The sequence below is a fragment of the Enterobacter asburiae genome (genome assembly GCA_011754535.1).
GTDB classification, from domain to species: domain Bacteria; phylum Pseudomonadota; class Gammaproteobacteria; order Enterobacterales; family Enterobacteriaceae; genus Enterobacter; species Enterobacter cloacae_N.
On record JAAQVN010000001.1, the window covers coordinates 585,992 to 605,093 of the forward strand.

General features: G+C 59.1%; 15 protein-coding genes and 1 pseudogene. 3 read left to right on the top strand and 13 right to left on the bottom strand.

What is annotated here, in order from left to right:
• Nucleotides 1-94 precede the first annotated feature (94 nt).
• The 3 genes from treC to treR all read right to left on the bottom strand — a co-directional run bounded on the left by treC (nucleotide 95) and on the right by treR (nucleotide 4,298).
• The gene (gene treC, locus HBM95_02680; GenBank protein ID NIH41847.1) at nucleotides 95-1,750 is read right to left on the bottom strand and encodes an alpha,alpha-phosphotrehalase; all 1,656 of its coding nucleotides are present in this window, start codon (nucleotides 1,748-1,750) and stop codon (nucleotides 95-97) included.
• A 51-nt stretch (nucleotides 1,751-1,801) separates the two neighbouring features.
• Nucleotides 1,802-3,223: a PTS trehalose transporter subunit IIBC gene (gene treB, locus HBM95_02685; GenBank protein NIH41848.1), complete on the bottom strand. Its 1,422-nt coding sequence runs from the start codon at nucleotides 3,221-3,223 to the stop codon at nucleotides 1,802-1,804.
• Nucleotides 3,224-3,350: 127 nt separating this feature from the next.
• Nucleotides 3,351-4,298: an HTH-type transcriptional regulator TreR gene (gene treR, locus HBM95_02690; GenBank protein NIH41849.1), complete on the bottom strand. Its 948-nt coding sequence runs from the start codon at nucleotides 4,296-4,298 to the stop codon at nucleotides 3,351-3,353.
• Between the two features lie 391 nt (nucleotides 4,299-4,689).
• On the opposite strand from treR, the gene mgtA reads away from it, so the two are divergent.
• Nucleotides 4,690-7,398 (top strand): magnesium-translocating P-type ATPase, encoded by a 2,709-nt coding sequence (gene mgtA, locus HBM95_02695; GenBank protein ID NIH41850.1) that lies wholly within the window; start codon nucleotides 4,690-4,692, stop codon nucleotides 7,396-7,398.
• A 166-nt stretch (nucleotides 7,399-7,564) separates the two neighbouring features.
• Nucleotides 7,565-9,955 carry a family 20 glycosylhydrolase gene (locus HBM95_02700; protein NIH41851.1) on the top strand — a complete coding sequence of 797 codons (2,391 nt, stop codon included), beginning with the start codon at nucleotides 7,565-7,567 and terminating at the stop codon, nucleotides 9,953-9,955.
• A 57-nt stretch (nucleotides 9,956-10,012) separates the two neighbouring features.
• Here HBM95_02700 and gbpA read toward each other — a convergent pair whose 3' ends face one another.
• From gbpA to HBM95_02725, 5 genes are all read right to left on the bottom strand, one after another.
• Nucleotides 10,013-11,464, bottom strand: coding sequence for an N-acetylglucosamine-binding protein GbpA (gene gbpA, locus HBM95_02705; GenBank protein ID NIH41852.1), 1,452 nt, complete (start codon nucleotides 11,462-11,464; stop codon nucleotides 10,013-10,015).
• Between the two features lie 138 nt (nucleotides 11,465-11,602).
• The gene (gene ridA / locus HBM95_02710) at nucleotides 11,603-11,989 is read right to left on the bottom strand and encodes a 2-iminobutanoate/2-iminopropanoate deaminase (GenBank protein NIH41853.1); all 387 of its coding nucleotides are present in this window, start codon (nucleotides 11,987-11,989) and stop codon (nucleotides 11,603-11,605) included.
• A gap of 74 nt (nucleotides 11,990-12,063) precedes the next feature.
• Nucleotides 12,064-12,525 carry an aspartate carbamoyltransferase regulatory subunit gene (pyrI, locus tag HBM95_02715; GenBank protein NIH41854.1) on the bottom strand — a complete coding sequence of 154 codons (462 nt, stop codon included), beginning with the start codon at nucleotides 12,523-12,525 and terminating at the stop codon, nucleotides 12,064-12,066.
• Nucleotides 12,526-12,537: 12 nt separating this feature from the next.
• Nucleotides 12,538-13,470, bottom strand: coding sequence for an aspartate carbamoyltransferase (pyrB, locus tag HBM95_02720; GenBank protein ID NIH41855.1), 933 nt, complete (start codon nucleotides 13,468-13,470; stop codon nucleotides 12,538-12,540).
• Between the two features lie 34 nt (nucleotides 13,471-13,504).
• On the bottom strand, nucleotides 13,505-13,636 hold the full coding sequence (locus tag HBM95_02725) for a PyrBI operon leader peptide (GenBank protein ID NIH41856.1): 132 nt from the start codon (nucleotides 13,634-13,636) through the stop codon (nucleotides 13,505-13,507).
• Between HBM95_02725 and HBM95_02730 the strand changes: the two are divergent.
• A pseudogene (locus HBM95_02730) lies at nucleotides 13,589-13,713 on the top strand (hypothetical protein). The gene HBM95_02725 and the pseudogene HBM95_02730 overlap by 48 nt on opposite strands.
• Here HBM95_02730 and HBM95_02735 read toward each other — a convergent pair.
• The 5 genes from HBM95_02735 to arcA form a co-directional block, all read right to left on the bottom strand.
• Nucleotides 13,710-14,189, bottom strand: coding sequence for an ArgR family transcriptional regulator (locus HBM95_02735; protein NIH41857.1), 480 nt, complete (start codon nucleotides 14,187-14,189; stop codon nucleotides 13,710-13,712). The pseudogene HBM95_02730 and the gene HBM95_02735 sit on opposite strands and share 4 nt — an antisense overlap.
• Nucleotides 14,190-14,269: 80 nt before the next feature.
• Entirely contained in the window at nucleotides 14,270-15,673 is a 1,404-nt protein-coding gene (locus HBM95_02740; GenBank protein NIH41858.1) for a YfcC family protein, read from the bottom strand.
• A gap of 47 nt (nucleotides 15,674-15,720) precedes the next feature.
• On the bottom strand, nucleotides 15,721-16,725 hold the full coding sequence (gene argF / locus HBM95_02745; GenBank protein NIH41859.1) for an ornithine carbamoyltransferase: 1,005 nt from the start codon (nucleotides 16,723-16,725) through the stop codon (nucleotides 15,721-15,723).
• 93 nt (nucleotides 16,726-16,818) lie between these two features.
• The gene (arcC, locus tag HBM95_02750) at nucleotides 16,819-17,730 is read right to left on the bottom strand and encodes a carbamate kinase (protein NIH41860.1); all 912 of its coding nucleotides are present in this window, start codon (nucleotides 17,728-17,730) and stop codon (nucleotides 16,819-16,821) included.
• A gap of 10 nt (nucleotides 17,731-17,740) precedes the next feature.
• Entirely contained in the window at nucleotides 17,741-18,961 is a 1,221-nt protein-coding gene (gene arcA, locus HBM95_02755; GenBank protein NIH41861.1) for an arginine deiminase, read from the bottom strand.
• Nucleotides 18,962-19,102: the final 141 nt, after the last annotated feature.

A 19,102-nucleotide genomic window follows, 5' to 3' on the forward strand; every position in this document is an offset into this window, starting at 1 on the left:
TTTTGGGTACGTCGTGATGTAAAAGTTATCGTCGTACATTTAGCGTATCGCTAAACATAAAAAAGGAGATACAGCATGCTGTATCTCCTGACGTTTATTCCTGCACCCACCAGATGGCTTCAAACGGGCGCAATAGCAGCGTATCGGGACGGGAGGGGACGTCCTCATAGTTGCTAAGGGCGACCCGCCATGCGCCCTGTACCGGGTCCGGCTGCCACTGCTGGCGCTCGCGGCTCAGATTCGCCACTACCATCAGCGTCTGGCCATGCCACCGGCGGCGATAGCACCACAGGGAAGGGTGTTCCGGGAGCAAATCGTCATAGTCTCCCCACGTCAGCACCGGCAGGGTTTTACGCAGGCTAATCAGCGACCGATAGGTGTAGAACACCGAATCAGGGTCGTCCAGCGCCGCGCGGGCGTTCACGGTTTCGTAGTTGTCGCAGACACCAATCCACGGCTCGCCCTCGGTAAAGCCCGCATTGTGCGACGCGTCCCACTGCATTGGCGTGCGCCCGTTATCGCGGGATTTGCTCGCCAGAATCGCCAGCAATTCATCCGGCTCGCGGCCGCTGGCCCGCAGTTCCGCGAACATGTTCAGGCTCTCCACGTCGCGGTAGTCGGTGATGCGGCTGAAGTGCGGGTTGGTCATCCCCAGCTCTTCACCCTGATAGATATACGGCGTGCCCTGCATGCCGTGCAGCACCATGCCGAGCATCTTCGCGGCAGCCACACGATGTTCCCCTTCGTCACCAAAGCGCGACACGATGCGCGGCTGGTCGTGGTTACACCAGAACAGCGCGTTCCAGGCTTTGTTGTGCATCCCCTGCTGCCAGTGGCGGAAGAGGGTTTTCAGCGCCACGAAGTCAGGCTTCGCCTTCGTCCACTTTTCGCCGCCGGGGTAGTCCACCTTCAGATGATGGAAGTTAAAGGTCATCGACAGCTCGCGCCCGTCGAGCGACGCGTACTGCTGGCAGTTCTCCAGCGAGGTCGAGGACATCTCGCCCACCGTCATCAGGTTGCGCGGAGTGAAGACGTCGCGGCTCATTTCCTGCAGATATTCGTGGATGCGCGGCCCGTCGGTGTAGAAGCGGCGGCCGTCGCCGATACTGTCGTCCGGGAAATCCTGATCTTTAGAGATGAGGTTAATCACGTCCAGGCGCAAGCCGTCCACGCCGCGATCGGCCCAGAACTCACATACCTTTTTCAACTCTTCGCGCACCGCCGGGTTTTCCCAGTTGAGATCCGCCTGCTCCGGGGCGAACAGGTGAAGGTAGTACTGCTCGCTCTCGGCGTGCCAGCGCCAGGCGTTGCCGCCAAACTTGGAGCGCCAGTTGTTAGGAAGCTGCTCCGGCGTGCCGTCGCGCCAGATGTAGAACTGGCGGTACGGACTCGCTTTGTTCAGCGACTCGCGGAACCAGGCGTGCTGCGTGGAGGTGTGGTTAAACACCATATCGAGCACAATGCGAATGCCGCGTTCGTGCGCTTCGGCAACCAGCTCGTCAAAGTCATCCAGCGTGCCACAGGACGGGTCGATGGCGGTGTAATTCGCCACGTCGTAGCCGTTATCCACCTGCGGGGAGATATAAAACGGCGTCAGCCAGATGGCGTCGATGCCGAGGGATTTCAGGTAATCCAGGCGCTGGGTCACGCCGCGCAGATCGCCCGTGCCGCTGCCGGTGGTGTCCTGGAAACTCTTTGGGTAAATCTGATAGATGACGCCGTTCTGCCACCAGAGAGGAAGGGTATTCATAGTGCGTTCCTGCAAATGCGAAGGGGCGCAACTGCGCCCCGAAAGATGAAGTTAAACAATCTGCAGCGTGCCATGACGGAACTTACGCTGGTAAACCACGGTGGTGAGCGCCATGGGGACGATAATCGCTACCGCCATCGCCAGGGCAAACACCTGCCAGAAAGCGGGCTGGATGGAGAGGATGCCCGGCAGGCCGCCGACGCCAATCCCGTTTGCCATCACGCCGTTCAGGCCGCACAGCAGGCCCGCCAGACCGGAGCCGATCATCGCGCAGAGCATCGGGAAGCGGTATTTCAGGTTGATACCGTACATCGCCGGTTCGGTGACGCCGAGGTAGGCAGAGATGGCCGCCGGAACGGAGATCTCACGCTCGTTGTGCTTACGGCTGACGATGATGATGCCGGTGACCGCCGACGCCTGCGCAATGTTAGACAGGGCGATAATCGGCCAGACCGGCGTGCCGCCGAGGCTCTGGATCATCTGCATATCAATAGCCAGCGTGGTCTGGTGCACGCCGGTGATCACCAGCGGGGCGTACAGGAAGCCAAACAGCGCGGCACCGACTGGCGCGAAGCTGCCGGTCATCAGGTGACGGACCGCGAAGGCCACGCCGTCGCCGATCATGCGGCCAAACGGACCGATAAAGGCGTGCGCCAGGAACACCGCCAGAATCAGCGAGCAGACCGGCACCACCACCAGATAGAGGTAATCCGGCACGATGCGCTTCAGGCGCGTTTCAATAAAGCCCAGCGCCAGACCGGCCAGCAATGCCGGAATGACCTGTGCCTGATAGCCTACTTTGGCGATGGTAAACAGGCCGAAGTTCCACACCTCAGGCACCTGCTGACCAAGTAAGTAAGCGTTCATTAACTGCGGAGAGACCAGCGTGACGCCCAGCACGATACCGAGAATCGGCGTACCGCCCATCTTGCGCACCGCGGACCAGCAAATCCCGACCGGCAGATAGAAGAAGATCGCCTCGCCAATCAGCCACAGGAAGTCGTAAATGGTTTTCAGCGCCGGATACATCTGCGCCAGGGTTTTGCCGTCGCTCATTGGCACATCGCCGATGACGTTACGGAAGCCTAAGATTAAGCCCCCGCTGATCAGCGCTGGTAGCAGCGGGAAGAAAATTTCCGCGAAGTGGGAAATCAGCTGCTCGTGCCATTTCATATTCTGGCGCGCGGCCTTCTTGGCCTGCTCTTTATCCGCCGCGCTGTGCCCGGTGGTCGCCAGCAGAGCCTGATAGTAATCGCCCACTTCGGTACCAATAACCACCTGGAACTGTCCGGCGTTGGTGAAGCAGCCTTTAACCATGGAAAGCTCTTCAATGGCCTTCGGATTGGCTTTGGCCGGATCGTTCAGCACGAAGCGCAGGCGGGTAATGCAATGGCTGACGGTTGCGATGTTCTCGCGGCCGCCGACCAGGACGATCAGCCGATCGATATCTGCTTGTTTGACTTTACTCATCATGAAACCTCATGACAGATGGTGAGAGGGGTGTAATGACCTGAGCGCAAGCCTACTCCTTCAGCGTGACGGCGAAAATGGGAACGTTCCCGAAATCGGGCGAAGATCACAATAATCCGTTTTAGAGGGGTTAGGAAAGGTGAGCGGGAATAACGATCTGGCGCGGCTCGCTCCGCCCGTTGATCTGCTCGATCAGCTGCGCGGCGGCCTGTCTGCCGGACTCGGCGTAGCCCGGATCGACGGTGATGATCTCCGGATGCAGGAACTTCATCAGCGGCGTGCTACCCACGCTCGCCACCTGCAGGCTATCGATGCGCTGCTCCTGCAGATATTTGCTGGCGCCCAGCGCCAGGGTATCGGTGGCGCACACCAGCGCGGTGGTCTGCGGCGTCAGAACGCTGGCGACCTGCTCGTAGCCCTGCTTCATGCCCAGCCCCGGCAGGGAGGCCACGGCCGGGAGATTGTGCTTTTTGCAAAAGGCCAGGTAGGCCTCGTGACGGCGTTTGCCGGTGGTGACGTCCGCGTGCGGTACCCCAAGGAAGCTGATGTGGCGATGGCCTTCGTCAAACAGGCGCTGCATCAGGGTGATAATCGCGCCCTCGTCGTCATAGCAGACGGAGGCAAAACCGTGGGCATCGCGCGCCAGCAGCACCAGAGAGGGCTGCCAGTGTTTCAGCATCTCTTCGTTGATGCCGGTAAAACCAAACAGCACCACGCCGTCAATGTTGCGTCGCTGGAGCATGCCCAGATGTTCTTCCACCAGCTGCGGCGAGAACTGGCTCTCCATCATGATCGGGTCATAGCCCTGCTCGTAGAAGGCGGGCAGCATGGTCTGCACGGCGAGGTTCTCTGAGAGTGAATCCAGACGCGAAACAATGATCGCGACCACTTTATCGCTCTGCCCGCGCATGGCGCGCGCGGAGCGGGAAGGGGAAAAACCGTGCTGATTCATGACCGCCTCAACGCGTTCGCGGGTGCGTTCGCTGACACCACTTTCGTTGTTCAGCACGCGCGACACGGTGGATTTCCCCACGCCGCTTAAACGCGCGATGTCTTTAATCGTAAGGCGGTTCTGCATGCTGTTTTCCCTGTAACAACGACAAAATGGTCAATTGAGCCTAATGCTATAGCGCGATTTCGCTATGGGCAAAGTCTGGTTTACGTACTGTTTATTTGCAGGCGGGTATAATACCGCCCGAATCGCCACAAAGGGTACGCTTAAATCCTTATACTGCGCGGCGACACCCTGTTTTTTTACTTACCGGAGGCTTTATGGATCCCGATCCCACACTTCTCCTGAACGGGAGAACACGTTCTTTCCGGTAAGCCAGCTTTTGCTGTCTCACCGGTAATGTGAGGCAGCAACGTCCCAAACGTTCCTGCTTGAAAAATTGAGTGCCTGACAGGTACGGCTTTGCCACGCCTGAAGGGAATGCTGCGTCCGCCCAGGCGGATGCGGAGGAATGTCTATGTTTAAAAATATCACCCGGCAGCTGCAGGCGCTGCTGAGCCGCCACCTGCCACACCGTCTTGTTCAGCGCGACCCGCTGCCCAATGCCAAAAACATGGCGGGGGCGGCGATCCCCGCGTCCCTGACCGAACGCTGCCTGAACGTGGCGGCGATGGATGAAAACGAAGTCTGGCGCGCCTTTGGCGGTCATCCTGAAGGGCTGAACGCGTCTGAAGTGGAAAAAATCCGCGCCGTGCACGGCGATAACCAGATCCCGGCGCAGAAGCCCTCTCCGTGGTGGGTGCACCTGTGGCTCTGCTACCGCAACCCGTTCAACCTGCTGCTGACCGTGCTCGGCATTATCTCCTACGCGACGGAAGATCTGTTCGCCGCGGGCGTCATCGCCCTGATGGTGGGCATCTCCACGTTGCTGAACTTTATTCAGGAAGCTCGCTCCACCAAAGCGGCGGATGCCCTGAAGGCGATGGTCAGCAACACCGCGACCGTCTCGCGGGTGATTAACGATCTCGGCGAAAACGCCTGGGTGGAGCTGCCTATCGACCAGCTGGTGCCGGGCGATCTGGTGAAGCTGGCGGCGGGGGACATGATCCCGGCGGATTTACGCATCATCCAGGCGCGCGATCTGTTCGTGGCGCAAGCCTCTCTGACCGGGGAATCCCTGCCCGTTGAAAAAGTATCGCGCAGCCGCGACCCGCAGCAGATGAACCCGCTCGAGTGCGATACCCTGTGCTTTATGGGCACCACGGTTGTGAGCGGCACCGCGCAGGCGATTGTCACCGCCACCGGGGGCAACACCTGGTTTGGACAGCTTGCCGGACGCGTCAGCGAGCAGGAGAGCGAGCCGAACGCCTTCCAGAAAGGGATTGGCCGCGTCAGCATGCTGCTGATCCGCTTTATGATGGTGATGACGCCGATTGTGCTGCTGATCAACGGCTACACCAAGGGCGACTGGTGGGAGGCGGCGCTGTTTGCGCTCTCCGTGGCCGTTGGCTTAACGCCGGAAATGCTGCCGATGATTGTCACCTCCACGCTGGCGCGCGGGGCGGTGAAACTCTCTAAACAGAAAGTGATCGTCAAGCACCTGGACGCCATTCAGAACTTCGGCGCGATGGACATCCTCTGCACCGATAAAACCGGCACCCTGACGCAGGACAAAATCGTGCTGGAGAACCACACCGATATCGCCGGTAAAACCAGCGAGCGCGTGCTCCACAGCGCGTGGCTGAACAGCCACTACCAGACCGGGCTGAAAAACCTGCTCGACGTGGCGGTGCTGGAAGGCGTGGACGAGGAAGCCGCCCGCACGCTCTCCGGCCGCTGGCAGAAGGTGGACGAAATCCCGTTCGACTTCGAGCGCCGCCGCATGTCGGTGGTGGTGAGCGAGCAGACAGACGTGCACCAGCTGATCTGCAAAGGGGCGCTGCAGGAGATCCTCAACGTATCGACGCAGGTTCGCTATAACGGTGAGATCGTCCCGCTGGACGACACCATGCTGCGCCGCATCAAGCGCGTCACCGACAACCTGAACCGTCAGGGGCTGCGCGTGGTGGCGGTGGCGAGCAAGTTCCTGCCCGCGCGTGAGGGGGACTATCAGCGTATCGACGAATCCGATTTGATCCTTGAGGGTTACATCGCATTCCTCGATCCGCCGAAAGAGACCACCGCGCCGGCACTGAAGGCGCTGAAGGCAAGCGGTATTACCGTCAAAATCCTCACCGGCGACAGCGAGCTGGTGGCCGCCAAAGTGTGCCACGAGGTCGGCCTTGACGCGGGCGACGTGGTGGTGGGGAGCGACATTGAGCACCTCACCGACGACGAACTGGCGCAGCTTGCCCAGCGCACCACGCTGTTTGCCCGCCTGACCCCGATGCACAAAGAGCGCATCGTCACCCTGCTGCGTCGCGAAGGGCACGTGGTGGGCTTTATGGGCGACGGTATCAACGACGCGCCCGCGCTGCGTGCGGCGGACATTGGCATCTCCGTAGACGGCGCGGTGGATATCGCCCGCGAAGCGGCGGATATCATCCTGCTGGAAAAGAGCCTGATGGTGCTGGAGGAGGGCGTTATCGAAGGGCGTCGCACCTTCGCCAACATGCTCAAGTACATCAAAATGACCGCCAGCTCCAACTTCGGTAACGTCTTCAGCGTGCTGGTGGCGAGCGCATTTCTGCCGTTCCTGCCGATGCTGCCGCTGCATCTGCTGATCCAGAACCTGATGTACGACGTGTCTCAGGTAGCGATTCCGTTTGATAACGTGGACGACGAGCAGATCCAGAAGCCGCAGCGCTGGAACCCCGCCGATCTGGGGCGCTTTATGCTGTTCTTTGGGCCGATCAGCTCCATCTTTGACATTCTGACCTTCTGCCTGATGTGGTTTGTATTCCACGCCAACACCCCGGAACATCAGACGCTGTTCCAGTCCGGCTGGTTCGTGGTAGGTCTGCTGTCGCAGACACTGATTGTGCATATGATCCGCACCCGCCGCATTCCGTTCATCCAGAGCCGTGCCGCGTGGCCGCTGATTGTGATGACGGGGATTGTGATGGCGCTCGGCATCGCGCTGCCGTTCTCGCCGCTGGCAGGCTACCTGCAGTTGCAGGCACTGCCGCTGAGCTACTTCCCGTGGCTGGTGGCGATCCTCGCGGGCTATATGGTGCTGACGCAGATGGTGAAAGGATTCTATGCGCGTCGGTACGGGTGGCAGTAAGTTTTTCACCCTCTCCCCTTTGGGGAGAGGGCCGGGGTGAGAGGACTGGCTTTCCTCCCAAATTCAACAACCTGTGATCTCCGTCGGCGCATTCGCTTGACGACAAATTGAGCGCATGTTAACAGAATGTTTTGCCTTTATTTGGCCCGTCAGATAAGGAACATTCATGTTACGGTACAGTCTCTTAACCGCCGGGCTGATGCTCGGCGCCTCTGCCTCTGCCTTTGCCGCTCCGGCAGGCGATCTCCCTTTGATGCCCTGGCCTGCTAAGGTCGAACGCCCGACCCCCCAGGGCGCGCTGGTGCTCAGCAACAACGTATCCATTAGCGTCACCGGGGACGATCTCGGTGACGCGGTCAACCGCCTGCGCCAGCGCATTGCCCTGCAAACCGGCTGGACGCTGCAGCCTCAGGCTGAAAAGCCAGACAAACCGACCATCCGCATCGCGATTGCCAAAAAGGTCAAGCCGCAGCCGCTGCCGGACAGCGATGAAAGCTATAAGCTCACGGTGGACGCCAACGGCGTGAACATCTCCGCTAACACCCGCTTCGGCGCGCTGCGCGCTATGGAAACGTTGCTCCAGCTGATGCAGAACGGAGCGGAAAACACCTCGCTGCCGTGGGTCACCATTGAAGATTCGCCGCGCTTCCCGTGGCGCGGGCTGCTGCTGGACTCGGCGCGCCACTTTATCCCGCTGCCGGATATCAAGCGCCAGATCGACGGCATGGCCGCGGCAAAGCTCAACGTCCTGCACTGGCACATGACCGACGACCAGGGCTGGCGCTTCAGCTCGAAGCGCTACCCTAAGCTGACGCAGCTTGCCAGCGACGGGCTGTTCTACACCCCTGAACAGATGCGCGAGGTGGTGCGTTACGCCGCCGAGCGCGGCATTCGCGTGGTGCCGGAGATCGACATGCCGGGCCACGCCTCGGCGATTGCCGTGGCCTATCCGGAGCTGATGAGCGCCCCGGGGCCATACAGCATGGAGCGCAGCTGGGGCGTGCTGAAGCCGGTGCTGGATCCAACAAAAGACGCAACCTACGCCTTTGCCGACGCGATGGTCAGCGAACTGGCGGCGATCTTCCCCGATCCCTATCTGCACATCGGCGGTGATGAGGTGGACGACAGCCAGTGGAAAGCGAACCCGGCCATTCAGCAATTTATGCGCGATAAGAAGCTTGCCGACAGCCACGCGCTGCAGGCGTATTTCAACCGCAGGCTGGAAACGATCCTTGAGAAGCATCACCGGCAGATGGTCGGCTGGGACGAGATCTACCATCCCGACCTGCCGAAAAGCATTCTGATCCAGTCCTGGCAGGGGCAGGACGCGCTGGGGCAGGTGGCGCAGAGCGGCTACAAAGGCATTCTCTCGACGGGCTTCTATCTCGATCAGCCCCAGTCCACCGCCTACCACTACCGCAATGAAATCGTCCCGCAGGGGCTGAACGGCGCGGATGTGATTGCAGACACCGACAGCGTCCAGAGCTGGGCCTTCACCATGCCTCGCCTGAAGGGCAAGCCGGTAGAGGGGAGCTTTACGCTGGTAAAAGGGGATGCCGGCTGGCGCGGATTTATTGATTTTGCCGGGAAATCCCGCCGCGCGGTGCAGGACATTGAATGGCGTGACGACAATCAGGTGACCTTCACCGTCGACACCTGGATGGGCGAGACGCGCCCGGTCGTCAACGTTGATAACGACAAGCTTTCCGGTTACTTCCTGATGGGGAATACGCGCTACCCGATTAGCGGCTCGCGTGTGGACGAGGTACCGAAAGGCATTCCGCCCGTCGTGCCGGACGTGGCGAATCAGGCCAACCTGCTCGGCGGTGAAGCCGCGCTGTGGGCGGAGAACGTGGTCGCACCGGTGCTGGATATCCGCCTGTGGCCGCGCGCCTTTGCGGTGGCGGAGCGGCTGTGGTCAGCGAAGGACGTCAACGACGTCGACAACATGTATACCCGCCTGCAGGCGATGGACAGCTGGTCGACGGTGTCCGTCGGGCTGCAGCAGCATACCCAGCAGCAGGTGCAGTTCACGCGCCTTTCTAACAGTGCCGACACCCTGCCGCTGCAAATCCTCGCCCAGGCGGTGGAGCCCGCGCAGTATTACACCCGCCAGCACCTGAAGTTCCAGGCGGGAAATTATCATCAGTTCGAACCGCTCAACCGCTTCGCGGATGCACTGAACGCCGAAAGCGCCACGGTGCGGCAGATGAACAAATGGGCCGACAGGCTGGTGAGCGACGCGGAAGACACGGAAAGTGCCGACGCGCTGCGCCACGTCTTTAACCGCTGGCAGAGCAACACCAGCGACGCGCTGGCCTTAAGCGAAAACAGCTATCAGCTAAAGGCGATGAAGCCGGTGATTCAGGAGGTGGATAAGCTGGCCTCCATTGGACTGAGGCTGACGGATCTGGTGGCGCGCCAGGGCACGCTGGATGATAAAGAGATCGCGTCGATTCAGAGCGAGCTGGATAACGCGGCGAAGGTGCAGGACGAGGTGGTGATTGCGGCGGTATATCCGCTGGAGACGCTGCTGCGGGCGACGCGGAATCAGTAACCCCTCACCCCGGCCCTCTCCCAAAGGGAGAGGGTTAGGGTGAGGGAATCAAGCAACTCAGTTCTTCAGCACCCACGCCTCTTTCCAGTGTGCGCCAACGCCTGGCTCATACTGGTTTGCGGTTGGGCTGTACTGCACGCAGTAGCCGCTGTACGGGAACGGCTTGCACTCGTAGGTCTTACCGTCTTTAGGCTGCAGTACCACGGTACCCGCTTTGTAAGACGCAATGCTGTCCGGGAAGATAAAATCGTGCTGACCGGTGCCGTCTGCGGCTGAATCGCCTTCCAGCATCAGGTTCAGCACGTCCTGGGCGAACATCGTGCCGTCTTTGTTGGTCGCGTAGTATTTCAGCATGTGGTGACCCGCCGTCACGTCATTCAGGGTCATGGTCACGTCCTGGTTGGCGTTGTTCATGTCCTGCTTCAGGTAGCCTTTTTCCGCACCGCTGTGGTTCATCACGTGTGCTTCAAGGTTCACGTCACCTTTGGTGTTTACGTGGAAGGTGACGGTTGCCTTGCCGTTCTCGATTTTGCTGTACTGCAGGTTAGAAACGGCAATGGTTTCATGCACTTCCGCCTTCTGCTCTTCATACGAGATCGCAACGGACTGCAGGGCGCTGCCGTCTTTGACGAAGACGCTGTTCGCGCCGTGGACCGGGCTGATTTCACCCGCTTCATCCTTCACGCCGACGCGTACTTCGCTGTGCGCCGCGTTGATTTTCTGCGCCAGATCGTATGCCCACTGGTTCGCATCCCCCTGGGCTGCTGAACTAATGGTCATCTCGGTGCGCATGGCGGCAACTTCGCCGTTGGCATCGAAGAATCGCGCGATGACTTTATCGCCTGCATTCAGGTTATTACCGGCAATCTGCCCGCTCAGCGTTTTATTCCATTCGGACACCACCGCAGGCGTGTCGTCCGGGGTGACGTTGCCGCCGTTACCGAAATCAACGTCAATGGCCTGATAGAAACTGTTCGAGGTATCCGCAATTTCCCATACGCCGTAAATAACCTGGTAGCCCGTGCGCTCAGGAACATTACAGGTCATGCTTTTTGTGACGGCAGGAGCCTGGTTATTTCCGTTGATTGTACAGAATGGGGTTAATTCAAACTGATCGCGAGTCAGCGGCTTATTTGGATCCCAGTTCTGCTTAGTAATGTAATAACGCCAGTTGGTGGTTTTATGCGGTGCAGTATGGTGCCAGACGAATTCATGTGGGCCCGCCGTCATCGGGTTTTTGGTCCAGGCATTCAGGCTCTGCTTATCAAGCTGAGAGTACTGAGAAATACCTGCGCTGGCGAGATCTCCGTCCGCGGGCTCAGCGCCTGACGGGAAGCCAGAGGTTTTCTCTACGCTCTGTGGCTCATACTGTACAGAGCCGCAGTCAACGTTTTGACCCAGCTTACACATATAAGCGCGGCTGGCCGGAGATTCAATATATCCGTGAGCAAATGCTGAGGATGCAACGGTCAATGTCGCAAGGGCAAGTGCAATTTTTGAAAGTTTCATTACTCATCCATTATTAGAGAATATTACCGGGAGGGGAGAGTCTAATAATGGACTGACTGACATGTCATATTATACAGAGAGTAAAAGTAGTCGAAATAAAAAAGGCAGCCGGAGCTGCCTTCTCTTTATTGAAATAAATTAGCGACGTACGGCAATCGCTTCAATTTCAATTTTCACGTCTTTTGGCAGACGGGCCACTTCAACGCAGGAGCGCGCCGGGAAGGAGGCGTTGTGCTCGTTGAAGAAGGCTTCATACGTGGCGTTAACGGTCGCGAAATCGTTCAGATCTTTCACAAAAACGGTGGTTTTCACGATATCGCCCACTTTCAGACCGGCAGCTTCAACGATCGCCTGCACGTTTTCCAGCGACTGACGCGCCTGTGCCGCTACGTCGGCCGGCACTTCACCAGTTTTCGGGTTCACCGGGATCTGCCCAGAGGTGATGATCATGCTGCCCAGATCGACGCCCTGAACGTAAGGGCCGATAGCCGCTGGTGCACTTTCCGTCGCGAGTACTTTGGTCATGATTTCTCCAGAATAACAGCTGATTAAATGTTCCCGGCCATTATAGGGAGGCCGGGATCCTTTACCAACCTCAATTAGTTGGCCAGCACCACATAATGAGAAAACTCTTTTTCGCAGTATTTGCATTTGAGCGCGATGTCATTGGCGCGTTTTTTCACTGCAAAACTGGAGGAAACCGGCTCAGCGTGACTGATGCAGTTGCTGTTCGGACAGACCAGCACGCTTTCGATGCGATCCGGCAGGCTCGGGCGGGATTTTCCGACCACTTCATACTCGTCGATGCGGTTGACCGTGGCGTCCGGCGCGTACAGCGACAGCTGGTTAACCTGCTCGTCGGTCAGGAAGGTGTTCTCAATTTTAATCAGGTCCTTGCGGCCCATTTCACCCGACGGAAGGTTCAGGCCGATGGTGATGCGCTGGTCGGTTTCGGTCAGTTTGAACAGCGTCAGCAGCTTAAAGCCCACCTGTGCAGGGATGTGGTCAATCACGGTGCCACGCTTGATGGCTTCAACCTGGAGTTTGTTATCGTGTGTCATTGTCGTTTCCCCTTACAGTGCCAATTCGCGATTCAGAACCAGTGCCAGTAACGCCTGGCGGGCGAAGATGCCGTTTCCGGCCTGCTGGAAGTACCAGGCGTGCGGCGTTTTGTCCACGTCTGTGGCGATCTCATCGATGCGCGGCAGCGGATGCAGCACCTTCATGTTGTCGCGGGCACCGTCGAGGTCGCTGGCGCGCAGCACGAACTGCGCCTTCACGTTGGCGTATTCGGACGGATCCAGACGCTCTTTCTGTACGCGGGTCATGTAGAGAATATCCACGTGGCCCACCACCTCTTCGATGCTGGCGTGCAGGCTCCACTGAATGCCTTTTTCGTCCAGCATGTCGAGAATGTACTGCGGCATCGCCAGCGCGTCCGGGGCGATGAAGAAGAAGCGGTTGCCGTTAAATTTCGCCAGCGCCTGGGTCAGGGAGTGGACGGTGCGGCCGTACTTCAGGTCGCCGACCATGGCGATGTTCAGGTTCTCGAGCGTGCCCTGCGTCTCCTGAATGGTGAACAGATCCAGCAGGGTCTGCGTCGGATGCTGGTTGGCACCGTCACCGGCGTTCAGCACCGGAATGCCGCCGGAAAATTCCGTCGCCAGACGCGCCGCGCCTTCCTGCGGGTGGCGCATCACAATCGCGTCCACGTAGGTACTGATGACTGAAATGGTGTCCGCCAGGGTCTCGCCTTTTTTACCCAGTGACGTATTGCTGCTGTCCGAGAAGCCCACCACGCTCGCGCCCAGGCGGTGCATGGAGGTTTCAAAGGAGAGGCGGGTGCGGGTTGAAGCTTCGAAGAAGCAGCTCGCAATCACCTTGTGCTTCAGCAGCTCCGGTTGCGGATTGGCCTTCAGTTTTGCCGCGGTTTCCAGAACCAGTTCCAGCTCTTCGCGGCTGAGGTCGTTTATGGAAATGATGTGTTTTTGATAAAGCGGATTCATGTTTATCTCCTGACGCCGGGCAAAAAAAAGCCCCTCAAATGAGGGGCTCTGGGAATAGGTTTAGCAACGGGAAGAAAAACGGCAGGCCAGCGTCTGATTTCAGACGCGGTAAGACGTTATGTCGTACACGCTTGACCATGCTTCCTCCCGGCAAATTGTCGGGCATTATACGCAGCTCGCTTTGCGGATCAAGCGATTTAATGCACGCTTTACTCAATGCAAACGGTTCTTTATGAATATTAATGCGTTCTGAGTAAATAATTAATTTGCTTATGCACCAGCGCGGTGCGCTTCACGACCCTGGGTGCGACCCAGACGATACTGCTTCCGGCCACCACGCCTAAAATTTCCGGTAACTGGTGATAATCCAGAATACGCGCCACCGCGCGGCCATATCCGGCAACGGTATGGATAAGGATAAATTCGCTATTGTGCTCCACGCTCACCACCATTTCGGATACGGTGCGCGCGGCATCGGGGGCAGGGCGCAGCTGGGGATTCAGCGAATAAATTTTTAGACCTTTGGCATTTCGAATTTTTATGACACCAAGCAACTTGAGCAGACGTGAAACGGTGGACTGGCTGATGGTCTCAAAACCCCGCTCCTGCAAGTCGCGGCGGATCTCCTCCTGAGAGAGATAGCTCTTTTCCGCGATCAGACGCTGGCAGACCGTTAGCTGTAGTTGCTCTTTGGGAGAGTACTCTTCGTAATCCATCATAGTTCCCATATCAGTTCCCGAAATAACCGGTGGCACTGCACCGATCCGTAGGCCGGATAAGCGCAGCGCCATCCGGCAAATCACAACATGGCACCCAGGCTTAACGCCACCATAATCACCACCGTTAATATCCCCAACAGCGGCGCGACCCATTTCAGATAGCGCACGTAGGGCACGCGGGCAATAGCCAGCCCGCCCATCACAACGGCAGAGGTGGGAGTGACAAGGTTAACGATGCCGGACGCCGACTGGTAAGCCGTTACCACCAGGTCGCGGTTGACGTTAGCGAAATCGGCAAGCGGCGCCATGATCGGCATCGTCAGAACGGCCAGGCCGGACGAAGATGGCACAAGAAACGACAGCACCACTTCCAGCCAGTACATCACGTTGATAAACGCCACCGTCGACAACCCGGTGACCATCCCCTCGGCGCTATGCAAAATGGTGTGGGTAATCATGCCCTTATCCATGATGACTACGATACCGCGCGCAATGCCGATAATCAGCGCGACGCCCAGCAAATCTCGCGCGCCGTTGATAAAGGTTGAGGTCAGCTCCTCTTCGCTCATCCGCGCAATCAGCCCGACGATAATCGCGCTGGCGAGAAACACCGCCGAGATCTCCGCCATCCACCAGCCCAGCACCGCCACGCCGTAGATCATCACCGCGAAGGCGAGGGCGAAAATCACCAGGATGAGTTTGCGCACCGGGGTAAATTCCAGCGACTGCTCGCCCTTGTTGCCGAGGAAATGGGCGAGGTTTTCTTCCTGCTTATCCGCCACGATCGACAGCGAAGGATCCTTGCGGACCTTGCGGGCGTAGCGCATCACCCACGCCACGCAGATAACCCAGCCAATCACCAGCAGCGCGATGCGCAACATGATGCCGTTGGTGAAGGGGATCCCGGCGGCGTTGGCGGCGATCACCGTGGCGAACGGGTTAATAGTAGAGCCGAGGGTACCGATCCCCGCCCCGAGCAGGACGGTGGACGCGGCGACGACCGGATCGAACCGCGCCGCCAGCATCACCGGCACCAGCAGGGTGTAGAACGGCAGCGACTCCTCGGCCATGCCGTAAATTGTGCCGCCAGCGGCAAACAGCGCCATCAGGATCGGGATCATCCACTCCTCGCGGCCACGCAACTTAGTGGTGACGCGCTCGATCCCGGCGTCAATCGCCCCGGTTTTGGTGACGATCCCGAGGAAGCCCCCGATGATCAGAATAAACAGCGCGACGTCGATCGCCCCGGCCTGGCCGGATTCCGGATCGTAGAGCCCGGCAATCGGCGCCATCAGCACCGAAACCAGCCCCTGCGGATGCGCCGCCACGTGCGCGTAGGTGCCGGCAACCGGCACGTCCTTGCCGAGCGCCTCGTTCATCGCCATATGGTACTGCCCGGCCGGCACAATCCACGTCAGCACGGCAACCACGGCAATCAGAAAAAAGAGAATGGTGTAAGCGGAGGGAAACTTAAACTTGCCCATGATGTTCTCCTGAAACCCGGCGCACCCCGCGGCGCGCCGGGCGGTGATTAGTCGCCGAGTGTCGCCACCATGACCGCTTTAATGGTGTGCATGCGGTTCTCTGCTTCGTCGAAAACGATGGAGTTCGGTGATTCGAAGACCTCTTCTGTCACCTCCAGCCCCTTCAGGCCGTATGCCATCTCGATCTCGCGGCCCACTTTGGTGTGCTCGTTGTGGAACGCCGGGAGGCAGTGCATAAACTTGACGTTCGGGTTGCCGGTGGCCTTCATCACATCCGCGTTAATCTGATACGGCTTCATCAGGCTGACGCGCTCGGCCCAGGCTTCCTTCGGCTCGCCCATGGAGACCCACACGTCGGTGTAGAGGAAATCGGTCCCCCGCACGCCTTCTTCCACGTCGTCGGTGAGGGTAATGCGCGCGCCTGTTTCTTTGGCGATGGCGCGGCACTGCTCAACCAGCCCGGCTTCCGGCCAGAAGGATTTCGGCGCGACGAGGCGGATATCCATCCCCATCTTGGCCGCGCCGACCATCAGCGAGTTGCCCATGTTGTTGCGCGCGTCGCCGAGATAAGCAAAGCTCAACTCCGGCAGGGTTTTGCCCGGCGAATGCTCCAGCATGGTCATCAGGTCGGCGAGGATTTGCGTTGGGTGGAACTCGTCGGTCAGGCCGTTCCACACCGGCACGCCCGCATATTCGCCCAGCTCTTCGACGATGGCCTGGCCGTAGCCGCGGTATTCGATGCCGTCATACATACGGCCTAATACGCGGGCGGTGTCCTTCATCGACTCTTTATGGCCAATCTGCGAGCCGCTTGGGCCGAGGTAGGTGACCTGCGCGCCCTGGTCGAACGCGCCCACTTCGAAGGCGCAGCGGGTGCGGGTGGAGGTTTTTTCAAAGATCAGGGCGATGTTTTTCCCGACCAGGGTTTGCTTCTCACGCCCGGCTTTTTTGGCCGCCTTCAGGTCGATGGCGAGATCGATCAGGTACTGGATCTCCGCCGGGGTGTAGTCCAGCAGTTTCAGAAAGTTGCGGTTTTTCAGGTTGATGGTCATGGGTAAATCCTTTTTAAAATTTAGCTGTCTGATGCCCTCACCCCGGCCCTCTCCCACGGGGAGAGGGAGAGGTGGGTGAGGGGAAAAGGGTGTTCAATTACGAATCAACGTGCCTTTCTCGCCCGCCAGGATCTCTGCGCCGTCGGCCAGCGCGCCGATCCCGGCAATGCCGTTGCAGGCTTCAACAAACTCGCGGCAGGCGGCCACTTTCGGCCCCATCGATCCGGCGTCGAACTGCATATCTCTGAGCAGCTCCGGCGTCACCTGCGCCAGCGGGCGCTGGGTCGGCTTGCCCCAGTCGAGGTACACCGCGTCGGCATCGGTGAGGATCAGCAGGGCGTCGGCTTCGATCTGCCTCGCCAGCAGCGCGGCGGAGAGGTCTTTGTCGATCACCGCTTCAATCCCGCGATAGCCGTTGGCGTTTTCCACCACCGGCACGCCGCCGCCGCCGTTGCAGATCACCAGGTGGTCACGCTGAATCAGCGCCGTGATGGCGTCGCTCTCGACGATGCGCTTCGGCTGCGGCGACGGCACCACGCGGCGGACGTAGCTCCCGTCGGCCTTGAATACCCAGCCTTTTTCCGCGGCCAGCGCTTTCGCCTGGGCTTCGCTGTACACCGGGCCTATGTACTTGGTCGGGTTGCTGAAGGCCGGGTCGGCGGCGTCCACTTCGACCTGCGTGAGCAGGACGCTCACCTCGCGCTGCGGCAGATTATTTTTCAGCGCTTGCTGGAGCATGTAGCCGATCATCCCCTGGCTTTCGGCGCCGAGAACGTCCAGCGGGTAGGGCGTCACTTTGTCGTAGGCGCTGTTCTGCAGCGCCAGCAGCCCGACCTGCGGGCCGTTGCCGTGAACCAGCACCACGCGCCACTGCGCCGTCAGCCCGGCGATGGTGCGGGCGGCCTGCTCGATGTTCTGGCGCTGGATCTCCGCTTCCAGCGGCTCGCCGCGCTTGAGCAGCGCGTTGCCGCCCAGGGCCACAACCAGAGTGGGTTTTCGTTCCATGATGGCTCCTTTAAATTCCGTCGCGTTCCAGCGGGCAGCTCATGCAGCGAGCGCCGCCGCGGCCGCGTCCGAGCTCGTCGCCAGGGATGGGCAGCACGGTGATGCCCGCTTTGTCGTACTTCTCGTTGGTCCAGACGTTGCGCTCGTAGCCGATTACCACGCCCGGGCGGATGGTCAGGACGTTGTTAGCGTCGTTCCACTGCTCGCGTTCGGCTTCAAAGGCGTCGCCGCCGGTGGTGATCAGGCGCACCTGGCTAATGCCGAGCGCTTTCTCGATGGCGTGCAGCAGGTCGGTTTCCTGGGTGCGCAGCAGGCCGCCGCGTCCGTCCGGGGTGAGCGTCCAGCACTGGGCGTCTTTGCGCACCACTTCCGGATAAACGGAGAAGGTGTCCACGTCGATGTGGGTCATCACGGTGTCGAGGTGCATGCAGGAGCGGTGTTTGGGCAGCTCAACGGCGATCACGCGCTCGGCCTGACGGTGTTTGAACAGGCTATTGGCGAGGAACTCCACGCCCTGCGGCGTCGTGCGTTCGGACATGCCGATCAGTACCGCGCCGCGGCCAATCACCAATACGTCGCCGCCTTCTAAGGTGGCGTGGTCGTAATTAATATTCTCGTCGCCGAAATACTTAATAAAATCGCCGTCGGCAAACGCCGGGTGCCAGCGATATATTGCTCGCAGGTTATTGGTTTCACGCTGACGTGCCGGTTTGGCCATGGGGTTAATAGAGACGCCGTTATAAATCCAGCAAGAGGTGTCGCGGGTAAATAAATGGTTCGGCAGCGGCTTCATAATAAAATCATTCGCCGTGTGGGTATCGACCACCATATTTTTAATGGCCGCCGGAATTTCACCGTAGGTTAATCCGCCGCTCAGTCTGCGCGCCAGTTCGCGGTGCGGCATATCCGCCAGCCAGCCGCGCACGTCGCCGGCAAAGGTGGGGCCGAGGCGATAGTCGGAGATCTGCGTATCCAGCAGCCAGGCTTTCGCCTCTGCAATATCAAGGGTTTGTGTCAGAAGGTCGGTCAACAGCAGGACTTCCACACCCTGATCGCGCAGCGTGTTTGCGAAGATATCATGCTCCTCACCCGCCCGCTCAACCGAGAGCACGTCATCGAAAAGCAGCTCCTGACAGTTCGATGGCGTTAAACGTTTCAGACTTAAATTTGGGCGGTGCAGCATAACGCTACGCAATTGACCAATTTCAGAACCGACATAATGCTTTTCCATAATTATTCCTTTAACTTTTTTTCAGAATAAAAAGGGCATGCGCCATGCGTTGTGTTTAATTACATGGCGGCTAAGCTCAATTGATTTCGTGATTCATACTAGGCAGTTAAATAATCCATAATGTGACATCGCTCACGCGAA

What these genes read in the sequence shown, in the direction of transcription:
- treC (NIH41847.1), bottom strand. Translation starts at nt 1,750, where the DNA reads ATGAATACCCTTCCTCTCTGGTGGCAGAACGGCGTCATCTATCAGATT.
- treB (NIH41848.1), bottom strand. Translation starts at nt 3,223, where the DNA reads ATGATGAGTAAAGTCAAACAAGCAGATATCGATCGGCTGATCGTCCTG.
- treR (NIH41849.1), bottom strand. Translation starts at nt 4,298, where the DNA reads ATGCAGAACCGCCTTACGATTAAAGACATCGCGCGTTTAAGCGGCGTG.
- mgtA (NIH41850.1), top strand. Translation starts at nt 4,690, where the DNA reads ATGTTTAAAAATATCACCCGGCAGCTGCAGGCGCTGCTGAGCCGCCAC.
- HBM95_02700 (NIH41851.1), top strand. Translation starts at nt 7,565, where the DNA reads ATGTTACGGTACAGTCTCTTAACCGCCGGGCTGATGCTCGGCGCCTCT.
- gbpA (NIH41852.1), bottom strand. Translation starts at nt 11,464, where the DNA reads ATGAAACTTTCAAAAATTGCACTTGCCCTTGCGACATTGACCGTTGCA.
- ridA (NIH41853.1), bottom strand. Translation starts at nt 11,989, where the DNA reads ATGACCAAAGTACTCGCGACGGAAAGTGCACCAGCGGCTATCGGCCCT.
- pyrI (NIH41854.1), bottom strand. Translation starts at nt 12,525, where the DNA reads ATGACACACGATAACAAACTCCAGGTTGAAGCCATCAAGCGTGGCACC.
- pyrB (NIH41855.1), bottom strand. Translation starts at nt 13,470, where the DNA reads ATGAATCCGCTTTATCAAAAACACATCATTTCCATAAACGACCTCAGC.
- HBM95_02725 (NIH41856.1), bottom strand. Translation starts at nt 13,636, where the DNA reads ATGCCCGACAATTTGCCGGGAGGAAGCATGGTCAAGCGTGTACGACAT.
- HBM95_02735 (NIH41857.1), bottom strand. Translation starts at nt 14,189, where the DNA reads ATGATGGATTACGAAGAGTACTCTCCCAAAGAGCAACTACAGCTAACG.
- HBM95_02740 (NIH41858.1), bottom strand. Translation starts at nt 15,673, where the DNA reads ATGGGCAAGTTTAAGTTTCCCTCCGCTTACACCATTCTCTTTTTTCTG.
- argF (NIH41859.1), bottom strand. Translation starts at nt 16,725, where the DNA reads ATGACCATCAACCTGAAAAACCGCAACTTTCTGAAACTGCTGGACTAC.
- arcC (NIH41860.1), bottom strand. Translation starts at nt 17,730, where the DNA reads ATGGAACGAAAACCCACTCTGGTTGTGGCCCTGGGCGGCAACGCGCTG.
- arcA (NIH41861.1), bottom strand. Translation starts at nt 18,961, where the DNA reads ATGGAAAAGCATTATGTCGGTTCTGAAATTGGTCAATTGCGTAGCGTT.